This is a genomic window from Vibrio sp. YT-17 (assembly GCF_033337375.1).
GTDB classification, from domain to species: Bacteria; Pseudomonadota; Gammaproteobacteria; order Enterobacterales; family Vibrionaceae; genus Vibrio; species Vibrio alginolyticus.
Genome location: NZ_JAWOQP010000002.1, coordinates 120,610 through 146,520 on the forward strand (window position 1 = coordinate 120,610; position 25,911 = coordinate 146,520).

At 45.0% G+C, this 25,911-nt stretch carries 21 protein-coding genes; 9 read left to right on the forward strand and 12 right to left on the reverse strand.

Features of this window, described 5'->3' with window-relative positions; translation table 11 throughout:
- Positions 1-85: 85 nt before the first annotated feature.
- Entirely contained in the window at positions 86-1,711 is a 1,626-nt protein-coding gene (locus tag R7F67_RS02640) for an ABC transporter substrate-binding protein (RefSeq protein ID WP_054576528.1), read from the forward strand.
- A 63-nt stretch (positions 1,712-1,774) separates the two neighbouring features.
- On the opposite strand, the gene R7F67_RS02645 is transcribed toward R7F67_RS02640, so the two are convergent.
- The gene (locus R7F67_RS02645; protein ID WP_054576529.1) at positions 1,775-2,359 is read right to left on the reverse strand and encodes a flavodoxin family protein; all 585 of its coding nucleotides are present in this window, start codon (positions 2,357-2,359) and stop codon (positions 1,775-1,777) included.
- Positions 2,360-2,590: 231 nt separating this feature from the next.
- Between R7F67_RS02645 and R7F67_RS02650 the strand changes: the two genes are divergently transcribed.
- Positions 2,591-2,929, forward strand: a complete 339-nt coding sequence (locus R7F67_RS02650) for a hypothetical protein (RefSeq protein WP_318056965.1) — start codon at positions 2,591-2,593, stop codon at positions 2,927-2,929.
- A 299-nt stretch (positions 2,930-3,228) separates the two neighbouring features.
- Here R7F67_RS02650 and R7F67_RS02655 read toward each other — a convergent pair whose 3' ends face one another.
- The 7 genes from R7F67_RS02655 to R7F67_RS02685 all read right to left on the reverse strand — a co-directional run bounded on the left by R7F67_RS02655 (position 3,229) and on the right by R7F67_RS02685 (position 13,818).
- Positions 3,229-3,822: a mechanosensitive ion channel family protein gene (locus tag R7F67_RS02655; RefSeq protein WP_042522270.1), complete on the reverse strand. Its 594-nt coding sequence runs from the start codon at positions 3,820-3,822 to the stop codon at positions 3,229-3,231.
- Positions 3,823-4,315: 493 nt separating this feature from the next.
- Positions 4,316-6,430: a type I secretion system permease/ATPase gene (locus R7F67_RS02660; protein ID WP_005374556.1), complete on the reverse strand. Its 2,115-nt coding sequence runs from the start codon at positions 6,428-6,430 to the stop codon at positions 4,316-4,318.
- 15 nt (positions 6,431-6,445) lie between these two features.
- Complete coding sequence (locus tag R7F67_RS02665; protein WP_005374560.1) at positions 6,446-8,359, reverse strand: EAL domain-containing protein; 1,914 nt, start codon at positions 8,357-8,359, stop codon at positions 6,446-6,448.
- A gap of 5 nt (positions 8,360-8,364) precedes the next feature.
- The gene (locus R7F67_RS02670) at positions 8,365-9,048 is read right to left on the reverse strand and encodes a transglutaminase-like cysteine peptidase (protein WP_005374561.1); all 684 of its coding nucleotides are present in this window, start codon (positions 9,046-9,048) and stop codon (positions 8,365-8,367) included.
- 114 nt (positions 9,049-9,162) lie between these two features.
- Positions 9,163-10,554 carry an HlyD family type I secretion periplasmic adaptor subunit gene (locus tag R7F67_RS02675; protein WP_005374562.1) on the reverse strand — a complete coding sequence of 464 codons (1,392 nt, stop codon included), beginning with the start codon at positions 10,552-10,554 and terminating at the stop codon, positions 9,163-9,165.
- A 173-nt stretch (positions 10,555-10,727) separates the two neighbouring features.
- Positions 10,728-11,951 (reverse strand): sigma-54-dependent transcriptional regulator, encoded by a 1,224-nt coding sequence (locus R7F67_RS02680; protein ID WP_005383565.1) that lies wholly within the window; start codon positions 11,949-11,951, stop codon positions 10,728-10,730.
- On the reverse strand, positions 11,944-13,818 hold the full coding sequence (locus tag R7F67_RS02685; RefSeq protein ID WP_213899047.1) for an ATP-binding protein: 1,875 nt from the start codon (positions 13,816-13,818) through the stop codon (positions 11,944-11,946). The genes R7F67_RS02680 and R7F67_RS02685 overlap by 8 nt, the downstream gene beginning before the upstream one ends.
- A gap of 115 nt (positions 13,819-13,933) precedes the next feature.
- Between R7F67_RS02685 and pdxH the strand changes: the two genes are divergently transcribed.
- Positions 13,934-14,569 (forward strand): pyridoxamine 5'-phosphate oxidase, encoded by a 636-nt coding sequence (gene pdxH, locus R7F67_RS02690; RefSeq protein WP_005374570.1) that lies wholly within the window; start codon positions 13,934-13,936, stop codon positions 14,567-14,569.
- 73 nt (positions 14,570-14,642) lie between these two features.
- Here pdxH and R7F67_RS02695 read toward each other — a convergent pair whose 3' ends face one another.
- Positions 14,643-15,362 carry a helix-turn-helix transcriptional regulator gene (locus R7F67_RS02695; protein ID WP_318056874.1) on the reverse strand — a complete coding sequence of 240 codons (720 nt, stop codon included), beginning with the start codon at positions 15,360-15,362 and terminating at the stop codon, positions 14,643-14,645.
- Between the two features lie 971 nt (positions 15,363-16,333).
- On the opposite strand from R7F67_RS02695, the gene R7F67_RS02700 reads away from it, so the two are divergent.
- From R7F67_RS02700 to putP, 4 genes are all read left to right on the forward strand, one after another.
- On the forward strand, positions 16,334-17,146 hold the full coding sequence (locus tag R7F67_RS02700; protein ID WP_213869908.1) for an AraC family transcriptional regulator: 813 nt from the start codon (positions 16,334-16,336) through the stop codon (positions 17,144-17,146).
- A gap of 405 nt (positions 17,147-17,551) precedes the next feature.
- A complete protein-coding gene (gene putA / locus R7F67_RS02705) occupies positions 17,552-20,683 on the forward strand; it encodes a bifunctional proline dehydrogenase/L-glutamate gamma-semialdehyde dehydrogenase PutA (protein WP_318056875.1) in 3,132 nt (1,043 codons plus the stop codon).
- An 11-nt stretch (positions 20,684-20,694) separates the two neighbouring features.
- The gene (locus R7F67_RS02710; protein WP_262645781.1) at positions 20,695-21,402 is read left to right on the forward strand and encodes a 1-pyrroline-5-carboxylate dehydrogenase; all 708 of its coding nucleotides are present in this window, start codon (positions 20,695-20,697) and stop codon (positions 21,400-21,402) included.
- A gap of 136 nt (positions 21,403-21,538) precedes the next feature.
- Complete coding sequence (putP, locus tag R7F67_RS02715; protein ID WP_005374582.1) at positions 21,539-23,032, forward strand: sodium/proline symporter PutP; 1,494 nt, start codon at positions 21,539-21,541, stop codon at positions 23,030-23,032.
- Between the two features lie 124 nt (positions 23,033-23,156).
- On the opposite strand, the gene R7F67_RS02720 is transcribed toward putP, so the two are convergent.
- Positions 23,157-23,690 (reverse strand): GNAT family N-acetyltransferase, encoded by a 534-nt coding sequence (locus R7F67_RS02720; RefSeq protein ID WP_170889920.1) that lies wholly within the window; start codon positions 23,688-23,690, stop codon positions 23,157-23,159.
- A gap of 148 nt (positions 23,691-23,838) precedes the next feature.
- On the opposite strand from R7F67_RS02720, the gene R7F67_RS02725 reads away from it, so the two are divergent.
- Positions 23,839-24,078, forward strand: a complete 240-nt coding sequence (locus tag R7F67_RS02725) for an RNA recognition motif domain-containing protein (RefSeq protein ID WP_005374587.1) — start codon at positions 23,839-23,841, stop codon at positions 24,076-24,078.
- Between the two features lie 91 nt (positions 24,079-24,169).
- Here R7F67_RS02725 and R7F67_RS02730 read toward each other — a convergent pair whose 3' ends face one another.
- On the reverse strand, positions 24,170-24,604 hold the full coding sequence (locus R7F67_RS02730; protein WP_017820067.1) for a hypothetical protein: 435 nt from the start codon (positions 24,602-24,604) through the stop codon (positions 24,170-24,172).
- An 18-nt stretch (positions 24,605-24,622) separates the two neighbouring features.
- Entirely contained in the window at positions 24,623-25,156 is a 534-nt protein-coding gene (locus R7F67_RS02735) for a GNAT family N-acetyltransferase (RefSeq protein WP_085569453.1), read from the reverse strand.
- Positions 25,157-25,513: 357 nt separating this feature from the next.
- Between R7F67_RS02735 and R7F67_RS02740 the strand changes: the two genes are divergently transcribed.
- Complete coding sequence (locus R7F67_RS02740; protein ID WP_130545664.1) at positions 25,514-25,762, forward strand: hypothetical protein; 249 nt, start codon at positions 25,514-25,516, stop codon at positions 25,760-25,762.
- Positions 25,763-25,911: the final 149 nt, after the last annotated feature.

Sequence of the window (25,911 nt, forward strand, 5' to 3'; positions counted from 1 at the left end):
AACTGAACCGTTTAAACTCGTCAACGGTTGAAATGTTAATTGTGGAATTTGCTTCACAAGACTCGTTAGGAGAACGAAAAACGATATGGATTTTAAAAAACATTCAACGGCGTTGCTGATTTCCTCTTTATTCACCCCTTTTCTTGCTACATCAGTTGCTGCGGAGACCTTACCTAAAGGCATTCAACTTGCCGCAGAACAGCATTTAGTACGTGCGAATGACGCAGAGGCGGCGACGCTTGACCCAGCGAAAGCCGAAGGTCTGCCAGAAATGCATGTGATTCGTGACTTATTTGAAGGGCTTGTGATTCAAGATCGTGACGGAAACATCATTCCCGGTGTGGCAGAATCATGGGAAACCAAGGACAACCAAACTTTTACTTTTCACTTTCGCAAAGACGCGAAATGGTCGAATGGCGAGCCTGTGACAGCGGATGATTTTGTCTATTCACTGCGCCGAGCGGTAGATCCGAAGACCGCTTCTCCAAATGTTTGGTATCTCAAACTCACCAAGATCAAAAACATCGCCGATGTAGCAGAGGGCAAAAAGCCTTTGGACGATCTCGGTATCAAGGCAGTGGATAAATACACCCTACGTTTTGAGTTGGACAGTCAAGTGCCGTACTTTGTTGCTATGACTGGGCACACGTCCATGATGCCAGTGCATCAAGCGACAGTGGAAAACCGCGACAAGCCGTGGAGCGAACCAGACCAATTTGTTAGCAACGGTGCATTCACATTGGATAAGTGGGTCGTGAATGAACGCATTGAACTGGTTAAGAGTCCAAGTTACTGGGACAGCGCAGATACGCATCTAAACAGAGTGACTTACATTCCGTTTGAAAACCAAAACGCGTCGATCAATCGCTATGCGGCAGGAGAGCTGGATATCACGTCAGATGTGCCGACTCATATGGCGCAGAAGCTTAAACAAGATTACAAGCAGGCTTACACGGTGGTGCCATTATTGTGTACGTATTACTACGCGTTCAATACCACTCGTCCGCCATTTGATGATGTGCGAGTGCGTCAAGCGGTGTCGTACTCCATCATGCGCGATGTGATTACGAATGGTGTCACGCAAGTGGGCAACCTTCCTGCTTATACTTTTGCGCATCAGTACACCGCAGGGTTTGATGCGACGCCGCCTGAATACAGTAAGTGGAGTCAGCAACAACGTGACGAGAAAGCGCGTCAGTTGTTAAAAGAAGCGGGTTACAGCCAAGACAAGCCGCTCGATTTTAAATTGCTGTACAACACCAGTGAGGCAAACAAATCGATCGCGGTTGCGATAGCGTCGATGCTACAAAAAAATCTCGGTGCACACGTGGAGTTAGAAAACCAAGAGTGGAAGTCATACTTAGTGGCGCGTAAACAAGGCAATTTCGATGTGATGCGCGCTTCCTGGTGTGGTGATTACAATGAAGCGTCTACTTTCCTGAGCTTACTTCGCTCAGGTTCTTCGGGTAACTTTGCACGTTACAGCAATGAAGCGTACGACAACGCGATGAACAGTGCATTGGCCGCAACCGATGAGAAAGCGCGCCAAGGTTTCTATGATCAAGCCGAGCAATTGTTGGCGGCGGATATGCCAATCGCACCGATTTACTACTACATGCAAGCGCGTTTGGTTCGTCCTACGGTTGGCGGTTTTGCCAAGAACAACGTAGAAGGTCGTATCTACTCGAAAGACCTCTACATCAAGAAGTAGCGCTCAAAACAAGCGATAAATATGAAGCCCCGAAGATGTATCTTACGGGGCTTCTTTTTATTGTTAGCGAGTGGAGAGCTTGTTCACGAGCATAGCGACTCGTTTGCCAAGATACTCCGCTGTTGCAACATCAGAAGCATGCAACTGACCACCTTCATCACCTTGTGCAACAATACCACCTTGTACACCATAACGATTCAGGTTTTGCTCCCCAGAATTGCTGATCTTATCCAACCCGATCCACATCATGCCGTGTTGGTTAGCGAGCGTTTGTAGATATTGTAATGTGCAAGATTGGTCGCCATTCATTGCCCCACCACTGGTAAAGCCAGCCGCGATTTTGCTCGCCCATTTTTGGTAATACCAAGATTCACTGCTTGCATCTGCAAATGCTTTAAACTGCGCTGCTACACCGCCCATATAGGTCGGTGAGCCAAAGATAATTGCATCACACTCAGCAAGTTCATCCATTAGTTTAGGGTTCACAAAACGTCCCTCAATAATCTCACTGCCTTCAATTCGGTGAGAGAGGATTTCACATTCATCTTGCTGCTTAATGCCTTGTTGTTCAACACCTGCGGCAATCGCGCGAGCAAGCTGACCAGTAACGTCGGTTTTAGAGAAATAAATAATCGCAATTTTGGACACAATGGTTCCTTTTTTCATTGTTGATTTTTAATCGTGCGACTAAGGCTAAAACCTCAAGATAAGTTGAGGTCAAGAAGAGATTTGAGATAGATAAAGTACGAATTGGTATCTAAAGAGCTTTCTTATAGGGTAAGTCGACGGCATAACTACAGTGAATGCAACGACGATGAATGTCGTGTATAAAAGCGTTAAAGGAAGATCTTAAAGATGTAGAAAACTCTCTTGGAAACAATGATAAAGGTACCGATGCTAGTGATGATTAATAGGCGGAAAAATAGATTAAAATATGTAAACTCAGACCTGATCCAAGGCGGGAAAAGTACATTTCATCGTTTCTTAAGGCGAGGGATTATTATCATTATGGTAGGAGGCCTTTCTACAGCCTCTTCCACGGTATTTGCACACTTTATAGCGGGTGTGTTTGATGTGGATATGAATGTTCATCCAGAGAGCTTAGAAGAAAAAGTGCATGCACTACTTTTTGTTTCGGTCAGTCTTGTTTTTTACCTCTTTTATGCCCTTATCTCGCTAACTATTAGTGGGTGGCTCATAATGAAGCTAAAAATATAAGCTTAACTAAAACCATGTCCTTGTATTTTAAGGAAGATGGAACTAGTGACGATTTTTTCTTTGCTTGCACCATCTCTATTTTTGTATTTATTTAAGGTTCGTAAATAAGAAGCTTCCTTTGGTTAAAGTAGCGCTTTTGGTTTCGGCGATGTGTCATGTTTTTATCATGAAAGAATACAGTGGTGACCTTCAGCTTATACGTTTTGTCTCTTCACTGTTTTTCGCCATTAACTTTGGGTTATTTGTGACCACCAAGTGATACTAAAAAGCCGATGTAGATACATCGGCTTTTTAGTGGGTTATTTCTTTCTGCGAGTATAAATCCGAGATTTTACTTTACTTGGCTCTGGCTTGTTTTTCGCCAGCTTTAGCACTGCTTTTTGCAAAATCTGGTTGTTTGGGTAAGTGATCAAGTTACCGTTGTCGTGCTTAATTAACACGTGAAACATGCTGATTTCTTGAATCTCACCGCAGATGTCTTCATCTTTGTCTACGACTTTAATTCGGTCACCCACTCGGTACGGGAAGACAAAAAAGATCAAAAAGCTGGCAGTGATGTTGCTCAGAATTGACCACTGCGCAATAAACGCCACACCTAATACGGCAAAAATGGACGATAGGAACAAAGACACATCGCCATAGCCAATACCTGTGATAATGGCAAAAATAGAGGCGGTCAAAAATAGCAGCGCGACATTGAAACAGCGCTGAATAAAACTCAAACGAGCCTTTTTTACACCTTTCGTTGTTGCCAAATTTAGGATGGCTCTATTTACAATCCTCTTCAGGATGCGATACGCGATCAGGACAAAAATGCCCATCAATAGTTTGTAACCGAGGGAGCCCGTAGTGAAATACTGGCTCACTTGCTCTAATTGGATCCAATCATTCATTTCTTCATCTCGACGATATCTAGAAAGCGGCTTTTATAGCTGATTTTTTGCTGTAAGTAATCACAATTTTTCTTTACACCATTTGTCTCTGTGTTGAGGTACTACAGAGTACTATATTGGTTAATCAAAGACTTAGTGAGCATTGCGAACTCTTTGGCTTTATTACTTATATTCAACCAAAGCTGACGTGATTTTGAAAAGAGCAATCTTTGAGCTGTATCCCATATCCGACATTCTATGACGCTAGTTCCTTATAAACGAGCTGAATATGACTTTTGTCCTGATAACCTAAGGTGTATTAATTGAAATAGCTTTTAGGGCGTTGAAAAATGGAAGAAGATGAAAAGGCGATTATGATTTTATTCGTGATTGTTGGCCTTGTACTCGTTTGGGTCGCGCTTGAAGAACTTAATTATCTCGGGCTCCCAATAAAATAAGCCCCGTTAAACACAAGTTAAACGGGGCCCTTGTCTTTTATCAATGTGAATTCAGGCTAGCTAACCGCACGCACTTTGCCTTGTTTCAAATCGTTCAGCACTTGCGCTTTAGGGCCATCTGCAATGATGCTGCCTTTTTCCATCACAATTACGCGATCAACGATGTCGAGCATAGACGTTTTATGCGTAATCAGAATCAGCGTTTCACTAGGTTTCAACTGTGCTAATTGATGTTTAATGTGCATCTCTGAGCGATTATCCATCGCACTGGTTGGTTCATCCATTAGTAGAACAGGAGGACGACCCAAAAATGCACGAGCGATCGTGACTGCTTGACGTTGACCACCCGAAAGCATTGCTCCACCTTCACCAACTTGGCGTTCTAAGCCCGCTGGGTCAGATTGCGTAAACGCAGTAACACCGGCACGATTTGCTGCGTCTAGTACGTCACGGTCATCGGTTAATGGGCGACCTAGCGTAATGTTGTCGCGGATAGAACCAAAGAACAGATTCGAATCTTGCGGCACACAACCAATATTACGGCGAATGTCGACATGATGCAGCTGTGCGATGTCGGTATCATCAATGCGAACATGACCTTCCGTCGGCTGATACAAGCCCATGATGAGACGTTCTAACGTGGTTTTACCCGAACCGATACGGCCTATGATCGCTACTTTTTCGCCTGGGTTAATGGTCAAGCTCAAATCTCGAATCGACGCCACCGGTGAATCTGGGTAGTGGAAGGTCACGCGTTCAAGTTCAATTTTGCCTTGTACTATTGGGCGGTGAATGTAACGTTTACCTTCTTCTTGTTCATCCGGCATTTCCATGACTTGATTGATAATTGTCATAGAAGACTTCGCTTGGTTGTAGCGCGTAGAGAGTAAGGATAACTGAACCAAAGGACCAATCGCGCGGCCGCTAAGCATGGTTGCGGCAATCAAACCGCCCATGGTTAAGTCGCCTTCTGCAATTAAGTAAACGCCTAGGATGATCATCCCTACGTTACTACTTTGCTGCACAAAACCTGCTGCGTTTTGAATGCTATCCGTAATTCGGCGGCTTTTTATATTCCAGTTCGCCATGTGCGCAACTGCCTCTTCCCAGCGGTATTGGAATTGGCTTTGCGCACTGAGCATTTTTACGGTTTCTAACCCAGCCAAGCTCTCTATCAAATTGGCATATTTTTGCGATGCTAGGCGTGAACCCTCCTCAATGGAGCGACGCAGCGGCCCTTGTATAAGTAGCGAGTGAATAATCAAAATGACCACGCCCACCATCGGTACATACACAAGATCGCCAGCCATTAACCATATAATCACTAAGAACAAAATGGCAAAAGGCAAATCAATGAGAGCACTGACGGTCGCTGAAGTAAAAAACTCTCGAATAGATTCGAATTCTTGTAAATGGCGAGCGAAGGCACCGACCGAAGGCGGCTTCGATTCCATTCTAATCCCCATCACTTTGCTGAACAGTTTGGATGAAATCAGAATGTCAGACTTCTTGCCCGCCACATCAATGAAGTAATTTCTCAGCGACTTGAGAATGAAGTCAAACAGGAACACGACAAAGATGCCACTTGCTAGTACCCATAGGGTTTCAAACGCAAGATTCGGAACCACTTTGTCGTACACCAAGCGAGTGAATAGCGGAGCGGCAACCGCAAAGAGGTTGATGAGAAGTGATGCGATTAAAACATCACGGTAGATGCGTTTTGACTGCCACAAGGTTGACCAGAACCAGTGGCCTTCGTTGGTTTTGAGCACTTCGGGAGAGCGCTCATCGAAACGGAATTGCTTTTTAACTAAAAAGTACCGACCAGTGTATTGCTCAAGTAGGTCTTCTAATGGAATAGAGATCGGCACCATTCCACTTTCTAGGGTGGTGACTTCGGCCTCGCGTTTCTCCATATTGATGCTGTTGAGAACGCAAGAGTCACCGCCTTTAAGAACTAAGATTGCCGGCAGAATTAGGCTGGAGATGCTCTCCAGCTCTGCGCGGTTTTCCTTGGCAACCAATCCGGCCCTTTCCGCTGCTCTTGGTAGCAAAAATGGGGTCAGTTTACCGTCAGATAGCGGTAGTCCGTTGACTAGCGCTTCTGGCGAGTTAGCTAACCCATAGTAACGGCTAACGTAGATGAGCGAATTCAGTAAAGGGTCTTTCATCGTTGATAAACCTTTTTATTCCTTGTCGACGATGAATCCTTGGAATACCTCAACAAAATGTTCAGTGAGGAAATCCAACTGGATTTGAGTTTCGATACGCGATGCGATAGTCGTAATACCAAGGTTGTGGGCAGTACGAGAGATCGACGTTAGCGTGAATTTCTGTTTTTCGTCGTGCAAGTTGTGTGTGAATAGGTAATCGAGCTTCACATAGTTCGGGCGGAACTCTTGGATGTATTCCAAAGATTGGAAGTTACGTCCGTAGTTATCTACGCCGAACTCAGCACCTGATTGGCGAATGGCATTACATAACAGTGCTGTGTGGTGAGGCTGATCGATAAAGCATTCCTCTGGAATTTCAAAATGTAGCTTAGAGGCCACTTTGGCGTGTTTCTCTAGCATGCTAGTTGTCCAGCGAATAAACGATGGTTGAGACAAGCTGCTTTGCGCGATGTTAATCGCGACTGGGTCATTAAGTTCACCATTTTCTAGCATCTTAATCATTGATTCAATGACATACTGGTCAAAGATGTTGGTGGCGTCTAACTGTTCTAGTGCGAATAGGTATTGATTCGCACGATACGTTTCACCATCTTTTTCGATGCTTGAAAATACTTCGTTGTGGAATACTTTACCCCATGTGTTTTTCGCAGCTTGGAAACGGAATTTAACCCAATCACTATGAATGGCTTCTTCAACCAACGCTTTCCATTGCTGTTTACCCATCAAACTAGAAGGTGTATCACTGCCAATGAAGCCGTATGGCTTGTCTGGTTGCGCTTTGGCTTTCGATAGTGCGTTGTCCACCATCGAGAGGATTTCAGAGCGCGTTTTCTGATCTTTGCTGTGTGCAACCCCTAGTGACGCTTTAGGTTTTGCTAAGCCTGTTGGGTCAGTATTTAGGCCGTTCACACAATTGACGATGCTGTCCGATAAAATGCGTAACTCGCTCTCATCCATATGAGGGAAAAGCAAGCCGAACTCATCACTAGACAAGCGAGCAATAGTGGCACCCGGTACATCAATGGTGTTTTTCAAACGTTGAGACAGTTCTTTAACGTGGGCATCTGCGCGTTGGTAATCTTTGGTCTCGTAAATGTCGCCAATGTATTCAGCATGGAGTAGCGCGATACCCCCTTGCGTTTGCTCTGCAAGCCATTGGTCGATTTGGTTGATGTAGAATGAGCGGTTACCCAATTTAGATATAGGATCGAGGTAAGCCTGAGCACGCAGACGTTGAGCCTCTTTGGCTTGCTCTTTGAATGATAGCTCGATTTGAGCAGACATCATATTAATGCCATCTACCACCGCGATAAGATCTTTGGTTCTTGGACGAGCAAGCGGTTCACCAAATTGGTTATTCGCGATTTCATGCATTTTATTCACGATGGCCGTTAACGGCTTTAGCGAGCGACGTAGGATGTATGAAATTGCCACTAAACCAGCCAGAAAAATGACACTGAATACAGACAGCAACCCAATAAAACCTTGCCAGAGCTGCTCGTAAGCTGCGCCTGGGTGGCTAATGATTTCTACTTCGGCGAGCTGCATCCAACCACTGGTCACAACACGCTTATCGTGAATCGCTTTAAATAGATTCATGTCGATAAACCATTGTGGCACCGTACTTGGTTTAACTGGGTAGGTACGCACGATCTGGTAGTCAGAATCTAATGCTGTAAGACGAACAACGGAGTAGGTGCTGCCGTCAAACAGAGCATTAATCACGGACTCAACCGCTACTTTATCTTTGTCCTTTAGGTAAGGAGCCAGTGCCAAACCTACGGTGTTAATAGTGTTGTTGACCTCTGAACGTTGCTGTTGCTCCAAGCTGTCTCGAGTCGTGTTGAATTGGATTACGAATACTGATGCCAACAAGAGTATAAAGACCGTAACCATCCCCACCACAAGCTTCTTATATAGGGTCATGTTTCTCACTCGTCATAGTTAATTTTAGGTTTATTTAACTGCAACTTACGTTCGCGCGAGCGTAAGTCATTCCAAAGGCTCAACCGTGATGCTTTCCCTGCCAGCTCTCCAGTGCTAGCAGATGACTTCATCAACCACAGGTTTGTACCATTAAAACTGTATATCGGTAGCAAGTCGCTACGCTTAGAGGCTCGGACAATGTCAGGATTGATATTATCGAGAATGAGCGGCTCAGAACTTGGGGTAGGGTAGTAAGCTAATACCATGTGAAACTGATTCAGTTCGATGGCTTTTACGTATATTAACCGCATCTTTGAATCTGGTATTCCTAGCTCGAGTAAAGAGAAGTACTTAGCAATAGTGAAATCTTCACAGTCTCCTGCGTTACTCCCTAAAAATTCGAGTGGCGTAGCCCAATAATCTGTCTTTCCCCACAGTTTTATGTCGTCAACGAAATACAGCTGATTAAAAAAGTCGTTAACGCCAGCGAGCTGTTCATGAGTCTCTAATTGTTTAAATAAGTCGAGGTTCTTTCGCCATGTATTTACGCGCAATCCCGCACGTTCGCCGTACACCGCTGTGACCGTATTGACCCATCGTTGTTCTTTACTGTTCAGCGCACCAAGTTGGAACGACAAACAACTTAAGCTGATTAATAATGTAACTTTACGCTGCAAATTGGATCGCATATTCGACTCGTATCACAAGTATACTCTTCTAGAGAGTTCGTCAGTGAGAAATAAGTGCTTTTTATTTAATTACTTATCGCTCAATACTCCCTATCGCGAGTATCTTAATGTGGTTTACTCCTTCAAGGCGTTCGTTTTGGCACTTAAAATCGGTTTAAGTAGATATTCCAAAACGGTTCGCTTCCCTGTGATGATATCGACCGATGCTGTCATTCCTGGAATGATTGGTAAATCTGCATCTTGACCAAAGTTTGTTTTTTCGGTGCGTACACGAACAATGTAGAAGCTGTTGCCTTCTTCATCTTGAGTGGTATCCGCGCTGATATGTTCCAACTCTCCCTCTAAACCGCCGTACTTTGTGAAGTCGTAAGCTGTAAATTTCACGATAGCATGAAGATCTGGGCGTAAAAATGCGATGTCTTTTGGCGCAATTTTCGCCTCTACCAATAGTGTGTCTTCTGTTGGTACGATCTCGACGATATCCATACCAGGTTGGATAACACCACCGACAGTATTGATGTTCAGTGTTTTGATTTTGCCTGTTACTGGCGAATTCACAACCGTTCGGTTTACTCTATCTTCCAAGCCCACCGCTGATTCAACCAAGGCAGATAACTGGTCTTGGGCGCTGTTGAGTTTCTCTTGCTGTTCAGAGCGGAATTTGAGTGCAACATCAATACGGTTGAGCATGGATTCTCGAATCGCTGATTGCAATACGGGAATCTTGAGCTCACTGGACGTCATTTCACGACGGGTATCGTTGACTTGGCGCTGTAATTTGAGCAGTTCAATACGAGGAACAACGCCCTCGTCTGCCAAAGGTTTGGTGATATCGAGTTCTTTTTTCGCGTATTGGTAGCTTTGACGCAAGTTCCTTACTCGTGCTTGGATCTCTACCAAGTCCTGCTGCTTTTGCTGCACTTGTTGGTCAATAACAGAAAGTTGGTTGCGTAAATTATCTAGATCTTCGCGATATTCTGCTTTTTGACGCTGTGTGAGTTGAGGTCGAGTCTCTTCCAAGGTTGGTGGGAAGGTCAGTTTACCGTAATCAAGTAGTACACTTTGACGCCAGTTTTCCGTTTCAAAATCACGATTAACGGCAACACTGTTAATAGAAGCGGATAGTTGCAGCACAGATGCGGTAAGGTTGGCAACTTGTTGCTCACGTTCACGAAAATCCGAGCGAAAGCGGGTGTCGTCGATAAGCAGTAACTGTTGGCCTTTTTCAACCAACTGACCTTCTTTGACCAAGATTTCTTTGACTAAGCCACCTTCTAAGTTTTGGACTACTTGTATCTGTGAGGAGGGAATCACTTTGCCTTGACCAACCGTGACTTTGTCGATTTCAGCCCAAGATGCCCAACCTATTGCTGCAATGAAAAATAGCACCATAACCCAGAGCATAAAACGCGCGCTGTTGGGGGTATTGAGGAGCAATGCTGCAGTTTTGTCATCAACAAAATCCAACTCTTCATCGTTGAGTTTGTTGTAGTTATCTCGGCTCATCACAGTCCCTGCTTATATAATTACGGATTATCTTTATGATCTTATTATTATTAACCGATCATGTCAGCATGCTCGGCTAACAAAATATGAGAAGAGGGTTATTCTCTCTTCAAATGAGCTTTCTTACACTTTCTAAATCAAACAAAAGCATAATTAGCGCCGGAGTATAGCTATTACGCCTTGAACTTGGCTTTATCCAACTGATGTTTTTTTAGTTTGTCGTACAAGGTTTTGCGTGATACCTGTAATTCTAGTTGAACCTCTTTGAGTCTGCCGCGATGTCTTTGCAATGCATCGAATAACAAGCAATATTCAAAGTATTCTGTGCGCTGAGTCATACTCTGAATTTCAAGACTTTTCTCACTGTTCCAATCTTCCATTCTAAAAGTATCTGGCTTGAGGGCACGAAGTTCAGCAAATTGGCGTAGCTGCTTAACGTTTTCTGGCCATTCGAGACTGGTGAGGTGTTTGACCTCTTCTAGGCTGATATGTGGCGGCTGTAACTGATATCGGCTCGCGGTGTGGCGCACAAAGTGCTTGTATAAAGGCCCTATATCTTCCTTTCTCTCATCGAGCGTCGGTAAGTGAATTAGAGTCGCCAGGGATTTTAGAGGCGGCTCGGCTTGGGTGGTCGCGCCAAAAACACGTTCAAGTTTTGGGTGCTTGAATAAGTATTCCCATTGCTCAAATGATACATGCTCTGCGCTATGTAAGTACAAACTGCAGTGGCGTTTTCCTTCACTTAAGCGGTGTATGGCTTTGTCGAGCGCTTCTAATGAAAGCTCATAGAGGTCTTCACCAGAAGCGGCGATTAGCTCACTATCCGGTGTTGCATGTATGTCGTGGGCAAATTGTGCAGCGAGTCGCCGACCCGTACCATCTTGACCTACAAAAATGAGCGGCTGGCTTGTGGGCGCACTGATCAAGGCGCGACGAATACTAACCATGGCCTTACTGTGACCAATCATTTTCGGACCAACATGAGTTTGCATGTCGAGCTCTTTCTTAAGCCAGATGTTTTCTTGCAACAAGTTCAGTTTATCGCTGGCATTGTTGAGCGATTTCATGAGCTGTTCCGTTGAAAACGGTTTTTCTAGAAAGTCGTACGCGCCGCTTTTCATCGCATCTACCGCGGTTTTCACATCTCCATGTCCAGTAAGTACGATGAATTGAAAGTGATCGTTTTTGCTTCGCAAAGTTCGCATAAACTCCAAGCCATCCATCACGGGCATATGGATATCGGTAATGATAATCGCAGGCGTATTTGAGTCGATTACGCGTAAGGCTTCTACTGCGTTTGGTAAGCAGGTGACGTCTATCCCTTCAATCAGCAGGGCTTGAGACACGGCATCACGAATGTGTGGTTCGTCATCAACAAAGAAAACTGGGTTATTCATGGTCGTTTTCCACTTCTGGGGTACGTTTATTCTGATTGACTATTGGTAGCGTCACGATAAAGGTCATCCCTCCTGCTTGTTGTTCTGTGTTCTGATGTTTATAGGCACAGAGGGAGCCGTGATAGCTCTCTATAATCCGCTTGGAGATTGTTAAACCTAATCCAAGACCCTCCGGCTTAGTCGTAAAAAATGGGTCGAACACTTTTGCTAGGGCTTCGTCTGACATCCCTGGTCCGTTATCGGAAACAAGAATGTCGCAACTGTCATCATGACACTGAACAGCAATGGATATTTGCGGATCGATACAGTGGTTTTCCATCGCTTGTGCGGCGTTGTGGAAGAGGTTTATCAGCACTTGTTCTAATTCAACGCTGTGAATGGCCAGCTTCACATCATAGTCGATGGCCGGAACTTTTAGTGTTACTCCTTGCTTAATAAGCTTGTTGCTCAAAATGCTGGTGGCAGTATGTACCGCGTCGTGCAGTACTGAGATTTCATTGTGTGAATCGTGTGTGGCTTTCCGAGTAAAGACTTTTAAGCGGGCAATGACTTCCGAAATGGTGTCATTGAGTGTCAGCATTTTGCCCAAATTGTCAGCGACCATTGGGTATTTTTCCATTGCCAACAAACGCTGCGAGTTTTCGGTATAGGTTCTTAGTGCGGAAAGTGGCTGATTTATCTCATGATTAATACTGGCTGATAGCTCGCCCAACAGTGCCAATTTCGCGGCTTGCGTCAGCTCTTGTTGTGTTTGTTTAAGCTCTTGTTGGCTTTGCTCATATTGGCGGATGGTCTGTTGTAGTTTTTGGTTGGCTTCACTCAGAACTAGTGTTCGTTGCACTACTTTTTCTTCTAGGCTCACATTGAGATGGGCAAGGCGTGCTTTGTTAACTAGGGTTTGGAACCACGCTAACGCAATTAGAGCAATGAGCGCATATAAGATCAGGAAGACGATATCGGCCTGTAAAACGGCGGCAAGAACGCTGTTGTGGTTAATTAAGGCAACGACGCGAAACCCTTTATCCAATAAGTGTGTTGCGTATGCGAGGTAATTCGGTGATAGAAGCAATTGATTGTCATCAAACTCCGTGACACCACTGTGTGCCGTTAACTCACCAAAATATTCGGGTAAGGTATCGCCATATTGACGCGTTTCGGTAAGTTCATTTATTGCACTCGATGACAGTGGGAAAAGTGCACGATAGCGCCAGTCTGGTAAATTGCTCATAAACACGACATTGTGTTTATCTGTAATGAGTACGTCAGTCGTGGTTTGCGAAAGGCGCTGTTCTAATTGCTCCAAATTCACTTTTACTGTGATCACGCCAACGACTTCCTCATTTACCCACAGCGGAGATGAGAAGAAGTACCCACGTTTATTCGAGCGTACGCCTAATCCAACGTATTGAGCGGGCTCACCGCGTCGCGCATTTTTAAAATAGGGGCGATAGCTAAAGCTAGAGCCAACAAACGTATCTTCTTGCTGAAAGTTACTTGAGGCTATGACTAACCCGGTACGGTCATGAACGTAAATCGTATCGGCCAAACTTTGCTTCAACCAATCTGATAACAGTAGGTTGAGCTCTTGAGAGGGCGTTCCGCGCTCGACTGCTTTGAGTAGTCTTGGGTCGTGACTTAATAGGTTTGGTATCTGTTCAAACTTTGCCAGTTCGTAGTCCACTTCTTGTGATACTTGCGCGGCTTGTCTCTCTAGCTTTTGTTGCCATTGATCATGTTGGTATTGAGTTGCGTAATGATGAGTAAGCGCAAGCCCTGAAATGCCAACGGCACACAGTAGCAGTAAAAAATGACGTAGGGCTTTGGGGTTGAGTAAGTTCACGATCAGCTCACTGGTTTTTTGTGTCATGGTATCAAATGACGCACTGTGATGCTGTGAGCGGCAACGATAACAAGCACAATGATGTCCTTGTATTTCCTCAGTATCGGGAGCACAATCGACAAAAACGAGTGAAGGAGTAAAGATGGAACTTGCTGATATTCGTCGTGAGTACACCAAAGGTGGGCTGCGTCGTAAAGATTTGAAAGCTGATCCTATTGATCAATTTAATCTGTGGCTAGAGCAAGCAGTTGAAGCGGGTTTAACGGACCCGACTGCGATGACAGTTGCAACGGTTGATGAAAATGGCATGCCGTTTCAACGCATTGTTCTATTGAAAAACGTCGACAAAGATGGTTTTGTGTTTTACACCAACCTAGGCAGTCGCAAGGCCCAGCAGCTAGAGCATAACAGCAATATTAGTTTGCACTTCCCTTGGCACCCGTTAGAGCGCCAAGTTCATATTACTGGTGTGGCTGAAAAGCTTACCGCCGTAGAGAATATGAAATACTTTACTTCTCGTCCTAAAGAGAGCCAGTTGGCCGCAATCGCGAGCAAACAAAGTAGCCGTATTTCTGCCAGAGGTGTGTTGGAAGGTAAGTTTTTAGAGCTAAAACAGAAGTTTGCTAAGGGTGAAATACCAGTACCAACCTTTTGGGGTGGCTTTCGCGTAAAACCAAAGAGCATCGAATTTTGGCAAGGTGGCGAACATCGCCTTCACGATCGTTTTCTTTTCTCCCAGCATGATGGAAGTTGGGACATTGATCGTTTAGCGCCATAGGCTTATGGTCCCTCATGAATAAACAAACACCGCCGAATTGGGGCGGTGTTTTTGTAGGTGGAAGCGATGCGAATTATCGCTCTCCATTCAACACAACCGATAATTGATGCTTAAGCAGCGTTTTGGGTACAACAGAGCCGTAGCCTGCTTCCATTGCTTTATCTATTAGTTCGTTCTTGCTGTTCGCTGCAAACTTATTACGTAAGCGTGCGACGTGACCTTCAACGGTTTTTGTTGATATGCCCATGACCTGAGAGATAAATTGAGGCTTTTTGCCATAGAGCAAGAGGAAAAGCGTTTCTTGCTCGCGGCATGTGAGCTTCTCTGGTTTTGGTTGTAAGTTAGAAAAACGAAAGATGGATTGTTGATTTGGGTTGGTACTGATTGCACGACAAACCCAATACCCGACTTCAATCACGGCAGTGTCGGTGAGTTCTCTTCCGTAGAAAATGGTGCCTACAATGTCGCCATTGTCATCTCGCCACGGTGTTTTAGTAAATATATGTGCTCGCCAGCGGCCATCTGGATAAGGGTGGATATCCAGAATTTTTAGTGACTCGCCAGTTTCGAGAACGTGTTTATCTTGGCGTTGAAATTCTTGCGCGCATTCAGTGGTTGGGCTGGCCATATCAAAATCAGTTTTACCCAAGCACTCCTCGGGCGATGTGTGCCCTAACAGTTCTGCGTATTCCTGGTTTACGTATAGGAATACCGAATCTTTATCTTTGCATCCCCAACAACCTGGTAGCTGTTTAAGGAGGGATTGTTCTATGGTATCGACTGAAATATTCACAAAAGGACTCACTACATACTGCTTTTACCAATACAGAGACGTCCGTGTTACATGGCTCGTATTGATGTTGCCAAGTAGGCAGTTACGTTGCTAGAACACGTTCGTTGATTGGCGCTCAATCCAATTAAATTCATGGTGTTCGATGTTTTCGTCAGGTAGTCATAGACAACGACGAAATGGAACGAAGAGTTTAATTGGGAAAATGGTCTGTTTCATTACAGATATGTGCGCTCACGGATGTCCGCCAATGTTCGGCTTACAACTCGTATCGTCCTTGATCATGCTTCCTACAACTCAGTTGTAATGTGGTTGACGTTCATATCACTTGTGAGCGAAAGAGCAGCACCTAAGCATATGAGAGGGACAGTGAGACAAAAGCTATGATATCAGCTTATGCCATTGTTTTCATTGTTGAGAAGCGAAAAAAAAGCCAGCCTGAAGACGGGCTGGCAACACAAGATATAATCTTGTCGACGTGTAGAAGAGGTTCTAAATTACCTAGCGAGGGTCTGCTAAGTAAGTTAGAGGTATCAATGAGATACCGAGAGCCTTAGATCGTATGCATCTTAAAGCTCGATAACTAATGTATTGAATCAGAGGCATATTAGTAAGGGGGGAAATCCCTCTATGTTGAGCTTAAGAGTGGGTTTCGATCCGTTTCAGGGGCGACTTATCTAATATGGAGCACGGTGTTTTACAAAATAACAGATTGTTCGGTAATAAGGATCTTTACATTGATTGATTATGTATACGTAAGGTGTTGCCTATCTATCCGTTTTTGTTAATAAAATTGGTTGCTCACTGACCGTAAATTAACCTCGCATGATCATCGTTCCGGAACTATGATCATGTAAATGAACTTGATCATGCTGGTTTGATCTTGTCGATTGAGTTGGGTAAAAGTTGCAACCCAACAAAGAAGGTATATGATGCGAAGACGTAAGCTGACCGTGTAAAGACGACTGTTTAAAATGAGTGATTCAGATAACCAAAAAATCCTTTCATATCAAGAGATTATGCTTCCAAAGCCGGCGGAGCTGATCACACTTCCGTCTTATATGGATTGCCACGATCATTCTTATACGCAGATCGTGATTGGTTTAAAAGGGCAAGCCGAATTTGAAGTGCGCGGGCGAGGTAATCTTGTCGGCCCTGGTCAAGGTTGTGTGGTTACCGCATGCTCTGATCATGCTTTCGGTGGCGTCATCAATCAATCGGATATTTTGGTGCTGAATATGCCCAAACCGACAAATGATGATCCCGAAATGCTTCAAAAAATCAATAACCTGGAGAGAGATCATGTCTACTTCCAGTTAGATAGTCAAATTCAGAAGCTGATACAGATGTTGGTTCAGGAAATGCGAAACCATCCGGATGACCTGCTGTTAAGTCGTGCGTGTAACGACACTGTGATTGCATTAATGCAGCGCCATATCTCGGCATTTGAGACCAGTCGAAAAGAGTCGCGCTTTGATTTGGAGGCGATTGATCGTTACATTGAGCAGCACCTGAGTCATAAGATTAGTGTGGCTCAATTGGCCGGGCGAGTGTTTCTTGGGGAAAGTCAGTTTCATTGCTTGTTTAAAGAGCAGATAGGGATTACACCTCATCAATATGTTCTCGGAAAGCGAATCGACATGGCTCGTGAATTAATCGAGCAAGGGCACCTTTCTTTAGGGCAAATTGCCGAGTTTACTGGCTTCTCAAGCCAGAGTACTTTTACTCATACTTTTACTCGCTTACAGGGAATATCACCTTCCCGTTATAAAAAACAAGTTGGATAACAACGCGTTTTTTTAGGTCAAATAATCATCAATCAGAATAAAGCCATGCACTATGCATGGTTTTTTATGTTTTATTCACGTGACCTATCTCTCGTTTTTTTAAATTCTCTGTTCTTTGCAGTGGTTGATATGCCACTTGATCCTACATTTTCTCTTAGAACGAGCTCTTCACAAAAATCTTATTGATATTCTTGATATTTTGTTGTGAATGCAATGAAAAAATTAAAATTTACAACACAAAATATTACCTATTTGAATGTGACTATGTGGATGTTTTGTTATAAAAGCGAGTTTTTGGCAAAAATGTCGTAGTTTTTGACAAGTATTCTTATCGGCCTCAAAATACACTGCCAGCCATTGATAATCCTCGAAGCGGTTTTCGAGGAGTGAGATTGAGGAACACACATGTTTACAGCTACGAACGTGTTGACACCGGAATTTATCGGGCAGCCGCTTGATAAGTTGTGGTCACTGATCTCGCCATTATATATGGTGGACGAGTCTCAATGGCTAGAGCAACTATTGCCACTAGCGACGCCGACAGAGGATGAAAAATCGGCGATCACTACCCAAACGACCCACCTTATCGAAGCCATTCGTGCCGATAAGAAGTCAATCCAGATGATTGATGCTTTATTGCTAGAATACAGCTTAGATACTCAAGAAGGTATCTTGCTGATGTGTCTTGCAGAAGCATTAATGCGCATCCCAGATGCCGCGACAGCAGATTCTTTGATTAAAGATAAGTTGAGTGTCGCAGACTGGAAATCTCACCTGAAGAACTCTGACTCTGTGTTTGTTAACGCATCAACATGGGGCCTTATGCTAACAGGTAAAGTGGTTGGTCTTGGTGAGCAAGGCACCCAGAGCCCAGGTCAGGCTGTAAACCGTCTGGTAAATAAATTCTCTGAGCCTGTGATTCGTAAAGCCATGTATCAGGCAATGAAGATCATGGGTCACCAGTTTGTTCGTGGTCGTACGATCGAAGAAGCGCAAAAGAACGGTCGTCCAATGCGCGACAAAGGTTTCACCTACTCATTTGATATGTTAGGTGAGGCGGCGTTAACTACAGCGGACGCGAACAAGTACTTCAAAGATTACCTAATGGCGATCGAAGCGGTGGGTCGCGAGACTTACGGTAACGACACCAGTCCAGCGCCTTCGATTTCCATCAAGCTTTCTGCATTACACCCGCGCTACGAAGTCGCAAATGAAGAGCGTGTAATGACAGAGTTGTATGACTCACTAATGCAACTACTAAAACGTGCTATTGAAGTCGACGTTGCAATCACAATCGATGCAGAAGAGGCGGATCGCCTTGAGCTTTCCCTGAAGCTATTTGAGAAAGTATACCGTAGCGATCTTGTGAAGGGTTGGGGCAAGTTTGGTTTGGTTATTCAAGCCTACTCAAAACGTGCGCTACCAGTCTTGGTGTGGCTAAATGCACTCGCAAAAGAACAAGGTGACGTTATTCCTCTGCGTTTGGTTAAAGGCGCGTACTGGGACAGCGAAATCAAGTGGTCTCAACAAGCGGGTTATGCAAATTACCCAGTATACACTCGCAAAGAAGCGACGGACGTTGCATACCTAGCTTGTGCTCGTTTCCTACTTAGCGAAGGTGTTCGCGGTAATATCTACCCACAATTTGCAAGCCACAATGCTCACACGGTGACGGCAATTGCTGTCATGGCGGAGCACAAAGAATACGAGTTCCAGCGCCTGCATGGTATGGGTGATTCACTGTATAACCATGTTATGAAAATGTACGGTCAGCCAGTACGTATTTATGCACCTGTCGGTAGCCATGCTGATCTTCTTCCGTACTTGGTTCGTCGTCTGCTTGAAAATGGTGCGAACAGCTCGTTTGTACACCGTCTAGTTGATGCGCGTTGTCCAATTTACGAGTTGACCCATCACCCTGTGGATGTGTTGACGGGTTTTGACACGCTACACAACGACAAGATCCCATTACCTGCCGACATTTTCCCTGAGCGTAAGAACTCATATGGCGTCAACATCGACATCGACAGTGAAGCGAAGCCATTTGAAGCTCAGGTCGAAAGCTTCATGGACAACCAGTGGGTTGCAGGCCCGATGATCAATGGTGAACGCTTTGCCGAAAGCATGATCAAGGAAAATGCGGCTGAGATCATCACCGCACCATACGATCGCCGAATTGAAGTCGGCAAAGTGGCATTTGCAACTCTTGATCACGTTTCCGCTGCAATTGATGCGGCGCAAACTGCTTTCTCTGATTGGAAAACCGTTCCTGTTGAGCAAAAAGCGGCTTGTTTAGAAAAGCTTGCTGACTTAATGGAAGAAAACCTGGCTGAGCTGGTGGCGATTTGTCACAAAGAAGCGGGTAAAACGATTCACGATAGCATTGATGAAGTTCGTGAAGCGGTGGATTTCTGTCGTTATTACGCGAAACAAGCGCAAAACCTACAGCCATTTGAGCTAGAAGGCTTTGATGGTGTGAAACGCATTTCTAGCCGTGAAGGTCTTGGTGTGTTTGTGTGTATCAGCCCTTGGAACTTCCCGTTGGCTATCTTCCTTGGTCAGGTGACGGCAGCACTGATTGCGGGTAACACAGTGGTTGCAAAACCTGCTGAGCAAACAAGCTTAATTGCCGCTCGCGCTATTGAACTAATGCTTGATGCTGGCTTCCCTGCAGGTGTGATTCAGTTACTTACTGGTCGCGGCGCTGAGATTGGTCATGCACTGACTTCTCATGATGCTATTGCTGGTGTGGCATTCACTGGCTCAACGGCAACGGCGCAACGCATTAACGTTACGCTTGCGGAGCGCAGCGCGAAACCGGTTCCGTTTATTGCGGAAACAGGTGGCCAAAACGCAATGATTGTGGACAGTACTGCATTGCCAGAGCAGGTGGTGCGTGATGTGATTCGTTCGGCGTTTGCATCTGCTGGTCAGCGTTGTTCTGCCCTTCGTGTTCTATTTGTACAAGAAGATGTAGCAGACCGTATGATCAACCTGATTCAGGGTGCGATGAATGAACTGCATGTTGGTTTACCTTACCTACACAAAACAGATGTTGGTCCGGTTATCGACAGCAATGCAAAACAAAAACTCCTCGCTCACCTTGAGCAAATGAGCAAAACACAGACTAAAGTCGCTCAGCTACAGCTGGATGAATCGTGCCAGCATGGTGACTTTGTCTCACCAAGTGCGTTTGAAATCTCGGGCATCGATGTGCTGAAAGAAGAACAATTTGGTCCAATATTGCACATTGTTCGCTTTAAAGCGTCTGAATTACCGAACGTGGTTGCGCAGATCAACAAAACGGGTTTTGGCTTGACGATGGGTATCCATAGCCGTAACGAAACCACGTACCGTTGGATTGAGAAGCATGCTCGAGTAGGTAACTGCTACATCAACCGAGACCAAGTTGGCGCTGTGGTTGGTGTACAGCCGTTTGGTGGTCAAGGCTTGTCGGGTACTGGCCCAAAAGCTGGTGGTCCACACTACCTATTCCGCTTTACTCAACATCTTCTTGTTCAAGCAGAAAACGCATAAGGAGTCGCATTATGGTTCATCAGATCACCTATTTTAAAGATGCATTCTCTGCGTGGGAGCAGTGGAATCTGACTGATTTTGATTACAAATGCGAGCATGTTCTGGCATTTAAATCTGCACTAGAAGGGCAGCAGTCTACCGTTGCCAAAGTGGTTTCTTACCACTTGCAACAAGCATCAGCTCTTCTTGCAGAAACTCACCAGTTAGTTGGCCCTACAGGGGAAACTAACGAACTGTATGCCGCAGGACGCGGTGTGGCTTTGGTGATTTGTGAAAACAACATCGAGCCTGCTGATAATGCGTTATACAGTGCTTTTGCGATGATCACCTGTGCCTTAATTGCAGGCAACAGTGTGGTCGTTTGCAGTGACAATGCAGAGCTAAACCAATTGGTTAAGCAAGCTGTAGCGTTGGCAAACTTCCCATCTAACTTAGTCCAGGTTGTTGCGTACGATGCGTCTGCCCCGTTGCTTGAGAACGATGTACGTAGTGTGGGTTATGTTGGGCGTTCACAGGTTGAGCATGCGCTCAATCTTCAACTAGCTAAGCGTGACGGTGCAATCGTCGGCTTAGTTTCTGAAACGGATTTAGAGTCACCGAAATTGGCTCATGATCCTCATCTCTCGTTGCGTTTCATTACTGAGCGCACTCGAACGATAAATATTACCGCGGTGGGTGGTAACGCAACTCTACTCGAGTTGGGGAACGAAACTCACTAACCTGACTTGTAATGCCAATCTGGAGTAACTGGACTGAGAGCCGGTCCAGATTGGTTTTTTATACTCTGATGTATTGCTGAGACGGTAAAATATCAGGGCAGGCAAGGAAGGAAATAATTATAACGAGGACTATCTAATGATAGAAAATAGCTTTGCTATCACGTCCACTTTTGTGGCGTATTTACTGATTATGGTTGCTATTGGCGTTTACGCGTATAAGAGGACTTCCAATTCATCTGACTACTTCCTAGGTGGCCGTAGCCTAGGTCCGTGGCCTGCTGCATTATCTGCAGGTGCTTCAGACATGAGTGGTTGGCTGCTGCTAGGCTTGCCTGGCTATGCGTACGCTGCGGGTATCGAGGCCTTCTGGTTAGCCGGCGGTCTACTTCTTGGTACATGGGCAAACTGGCTCATCAGTGCAAAACGCCTTCGTACCTACAGTATCCAAACTGACGCGCTAACGTTGCCAGAGTTCCTGTCACGTCGCTTCAACGATAAGTCGAAGCTGATTCAGACAATCTCTGCGTTTTTCATTCTTCTATTTTTCCTTTTCTACACCAGCTCAGGTTTGGTCGCAGGGGGCAAACTGTTTGAGACGGTATTCGGTCTAGATTATACCTACGCTGTTATCATCGGTACGGTGTGTGTCGTTTCTTACACACTATTCGGTGGTTTCCTAGCGGTATCTTGGACTGACTTAGTGCAAGGTCTACTAATGGCGGCTGCACTAATGATTGTTCCTATAGCAGTAATGGACGGTGGTTTAGGTCAGCTAAGTTCTGATCTACATGACATCAACCCAGAACTTGCAACGCTATGGAATGACGCGAAAGGCGAACCATTATCTGCGATTGCTATTATCTCTCTAGCGGCGTGGGGCCTTGGTTACTTTGGTCAGCCACACATCCTAGCGCGTTTTAAAGCGTCTCGTTCAAACAAAGATCTAACGACTGCACGTCGTATCGCAGTGATTTGGACGGCACTATCTATGGTCGGTGCAATGCTTGTTGGTCTTGTTGGTCTGGTTTGGGTTACGGGTCATCCGGGTACTCAACTAGAAGACGGTGAGAAGATCTTCATGCTATTGGTTAACGCAGTATTCCACCCTGTCGTTGCGGGTATGTTGTTAGCAGCAATCCTAGCGGCGGTAATGAGTACCGCTGACTCACAGCTCCTTGTTTCATCTTCAGCGCTTGCAGAAGACTTCTACAAGCAAGTATTCAAGCCAGAAGCGTCTTCTGAAGAAATCGTAATGATTGGTCGTATCGGTGTTATCGTTATTTCGCTTGTTGCGCTATTCCTAGCGATGACGCCTGATAGCTCAGTACTTGGTCTTGTATCTTACGCTTGGGCTGGTTTTGGTGCGGCATTTGGTCCTGCGGTTGTACTTAGCCTTTACTGGAGCGGTATGAACCGTAACGGCGCGTTAGCAGGTATTCTTGTTGGTGGTATCACTATCGTGGTTTGGAAGCAGCTAACTGGCGGTTGGTTTGATGTGTACGAAATCGTACCGGGCATCATCTTCTCTACGCTTGCTATCATTGTGGTAAGTAAAGCAACGGGCGGTGCTGCGCAAGACGTGTTAGACCAACACCAGTCGTTCGAGAAAAAACTGGTTGAACTAGACTAGTAACTTCCCGTATATGAACACAAAGCCCGCTATTTTAGCGGGCTTTGTTTTATCTGAAACTTAATTAACGTTAATGGTGGTAGCTTGAGATCAAAGCTTAGCATTGCTCGGTTAGATTGGAGTGTTAGTCGCGACGAATTTTGGCGTAAATAACGGTGTTACTCAACTCTCCCGATGTAGTCAGACGTTCGTTTCTGAGCTCTCCTTCGAACTCATAACCACAGCGTTCGGCTACAGCCCAGCTCTTTTGGTTGGTGCTATCAGCATGAATTGCGATTCTCTTGGCGCCCAAGTCATCAAACGCATAGCGCTCAACTTCGAGCACAGCCTCGGCAACATAACCATTGCCAACGGCAGCATTATCTAACCAATAACCTATCTCAAAGGATGGTACGTCGGGATCTCGAATCATCAAGCCGACCGCACCCAGTAAGCGATCGCTTTCCTTTTCAATGATGTAGTAACGCAGCTCTTCTTCGAAGTTTTCAAAGTTTGCGATGGCTTTCTCTGTCCCTTCTATCATCGCTTCTAATGTCAGCACATGAGGCACCCACGGCAGATAGACTTCGAGAGTCTTTTGGCTGCGAACGACAGCTTGATGCGCCTCTTCGGCTCGTTCTAAACAAGCAGGGATGAGTTTGAGACGTTTCGTTTCCATGCCGACTCTCCTATGGGTGAAAAATGAACGGAAAATCATTTAAACAGATGTACTTAGAATGATCTAGTCAACGCCGTCATATTATTCACTTGGTTTGCCAGAGAGAAACTGAGAGAATCGAACCGTTATCAAACCAACTAGGTTCATTATGAAACTTTTAGTAAGAAACTTGGCTCGTCACATGACCGAGCAAGATATCCGCAAATTATTCTCAGCGTACGGCAAAGTAGAACTGTGTTCGCTAGTGCTTGATCAAGACACGGGTTTGTCGAAAGGCTTCGGTTTTGTCATCATGCCGGACGAAGCAGAAGCCATTTCTGCTCTTGAAGCACTGAATTTGACGAACGTAGAAAAAAGCAAAATTCGCGTGAAAGTCGCACAAGACTAACACAGAGAAAAGCCAGCGTTATTGCTGGCTTTTTTGTCTTTCTATTTAGAGACCAAATTGGCAACATTCTAGAATGTCTTCTCTTTTCGTTTTAGCGAGATTGATCATCAATTCTCTCTTCAAGTTGTTTCATTAAATCCTTTAACTGTAGAGAATCGAAATTGTCTGAATTCGGCACTTGGTAAGCGTCGTTGACTGTGTAGAGCATCAAACTTTTGCTAGAGAAGAACTCTTTCTGTATTTGGACTTTGACAATGTCATCAAGAGGTAGACGGAAGTAAACCGTTGAGCCCTGGCGGTACTTCAAGGTGTTGGTGCTTGCATCGATATCTAGCGTTTTAGGATTGAACGCGCGGCGCGTGAAGTACGTTGAGAGCAGTTTCAATCCTATTATTGTGAGTGCTACGAGTCCAAACTCGACGATCTTGTCTGCTAGGTAGGAAAAATAGAACAGCGACAACAATACAGTTCCTAGCAAGAAAGGGTTGTTCTTGGGCAGATTTTGTGAAGTTTCATGGATGATCATCCGACATATTCCTCGACTTTATTCAGAAGCGACGAACGTGAGTTGGTAGACACAAACCTTTCGTTCTTTGCCTTGCATGCGCAATGTTTTGTCACCGATGTAAGGGATATTTAGTTTTTGGATCACCGATTTAGAACGCTGATTGTCCACCAAATGCATCACGGTTATTCCGTTTAACTCAAAGTGCATTCGAGCAAATTCGAGTAAGGCTTTGGAGGCCTCGAATGCATAGCCTTTCCCCCAATGTGGCACGCCAACCCAGTAGCCTAATGTACCGTAGCCCTCTTCGATACGCGGTAAACTCACTGCACCAAGTAACTCCCCGGTGTTTCGCAAGGTAATAGCGTACGCCACGCCTTGATGCTGCTGATACATCGGATCGTGCCTATCTATCCATGCTTGCGCCATCGGTCGCTCATAAGGATGAGGGATGTTTGCTGTCATGTCGGCAATTCGCTTATCTCCAGCGAGTAAAGCCACTTGTTGGCAGTCATCGATATTGAATGGTCGGAGGACGAGTCTTTCGGTAGTGAGAATCGGTTGTATCGTCATGCATTTCTTCCTTGATGAGACGGCTATAGCTGCTAGCAACTGGTTTGCGGGGTAAATCGAGATAACAAGGCGTCTCGAAAGCTCGATCTAGCCAGGCGTGTAGTTGTCATGCGCCTTACTAAATAATAAGCCCGAACAATTGCTTATGTGTAATGTGTCGTATTATTACACACATAAGCACGTTTGCTCATATTGATGGTACAAAAGTTGAGGTCTGACCAATGTCTCAGTTTTTTGATACTTTCGTTCAATTTTTTGAAGATAGGGCACAAAAAATTAAAGGAGCTTTTTAATTGTGGAATTATTTTGAACAAAATATGTCAATTGTCAGTAGGACGAAAAGTAGGGAGAAGAGAAATGCCGGATATATATTGCGCAGCTTGTAGAAAATCAACGCAACATAAAGTGATTATGAAGCGTTGCGAGCCTCAGTCTGTTGAGTCGTTAACAGGCAAAATGGTGAGTTTTACACAGCTGATGGCGAAATTTGTATCAGGTGAACATTATTACGAGATGGAGCCTCAATACTACTGCCGTTGTTGTAATCATCGTGCAATTGGAGAGGTTGTTCCACATCCTACACGGCATACATCGGCCGCACTCTAATTCTGAGTGATAGCCATGATTAATGGTTAAATAGGGCAGTGTTGCCCGAACGACATATCTATACAGGCGTGTCATGCGCTTTCAAATTTGCGACTCCGCGGGAGCCGCTAGGTTGCTTTTTCTCTTCATATCACGGTTACTAAGTGAGC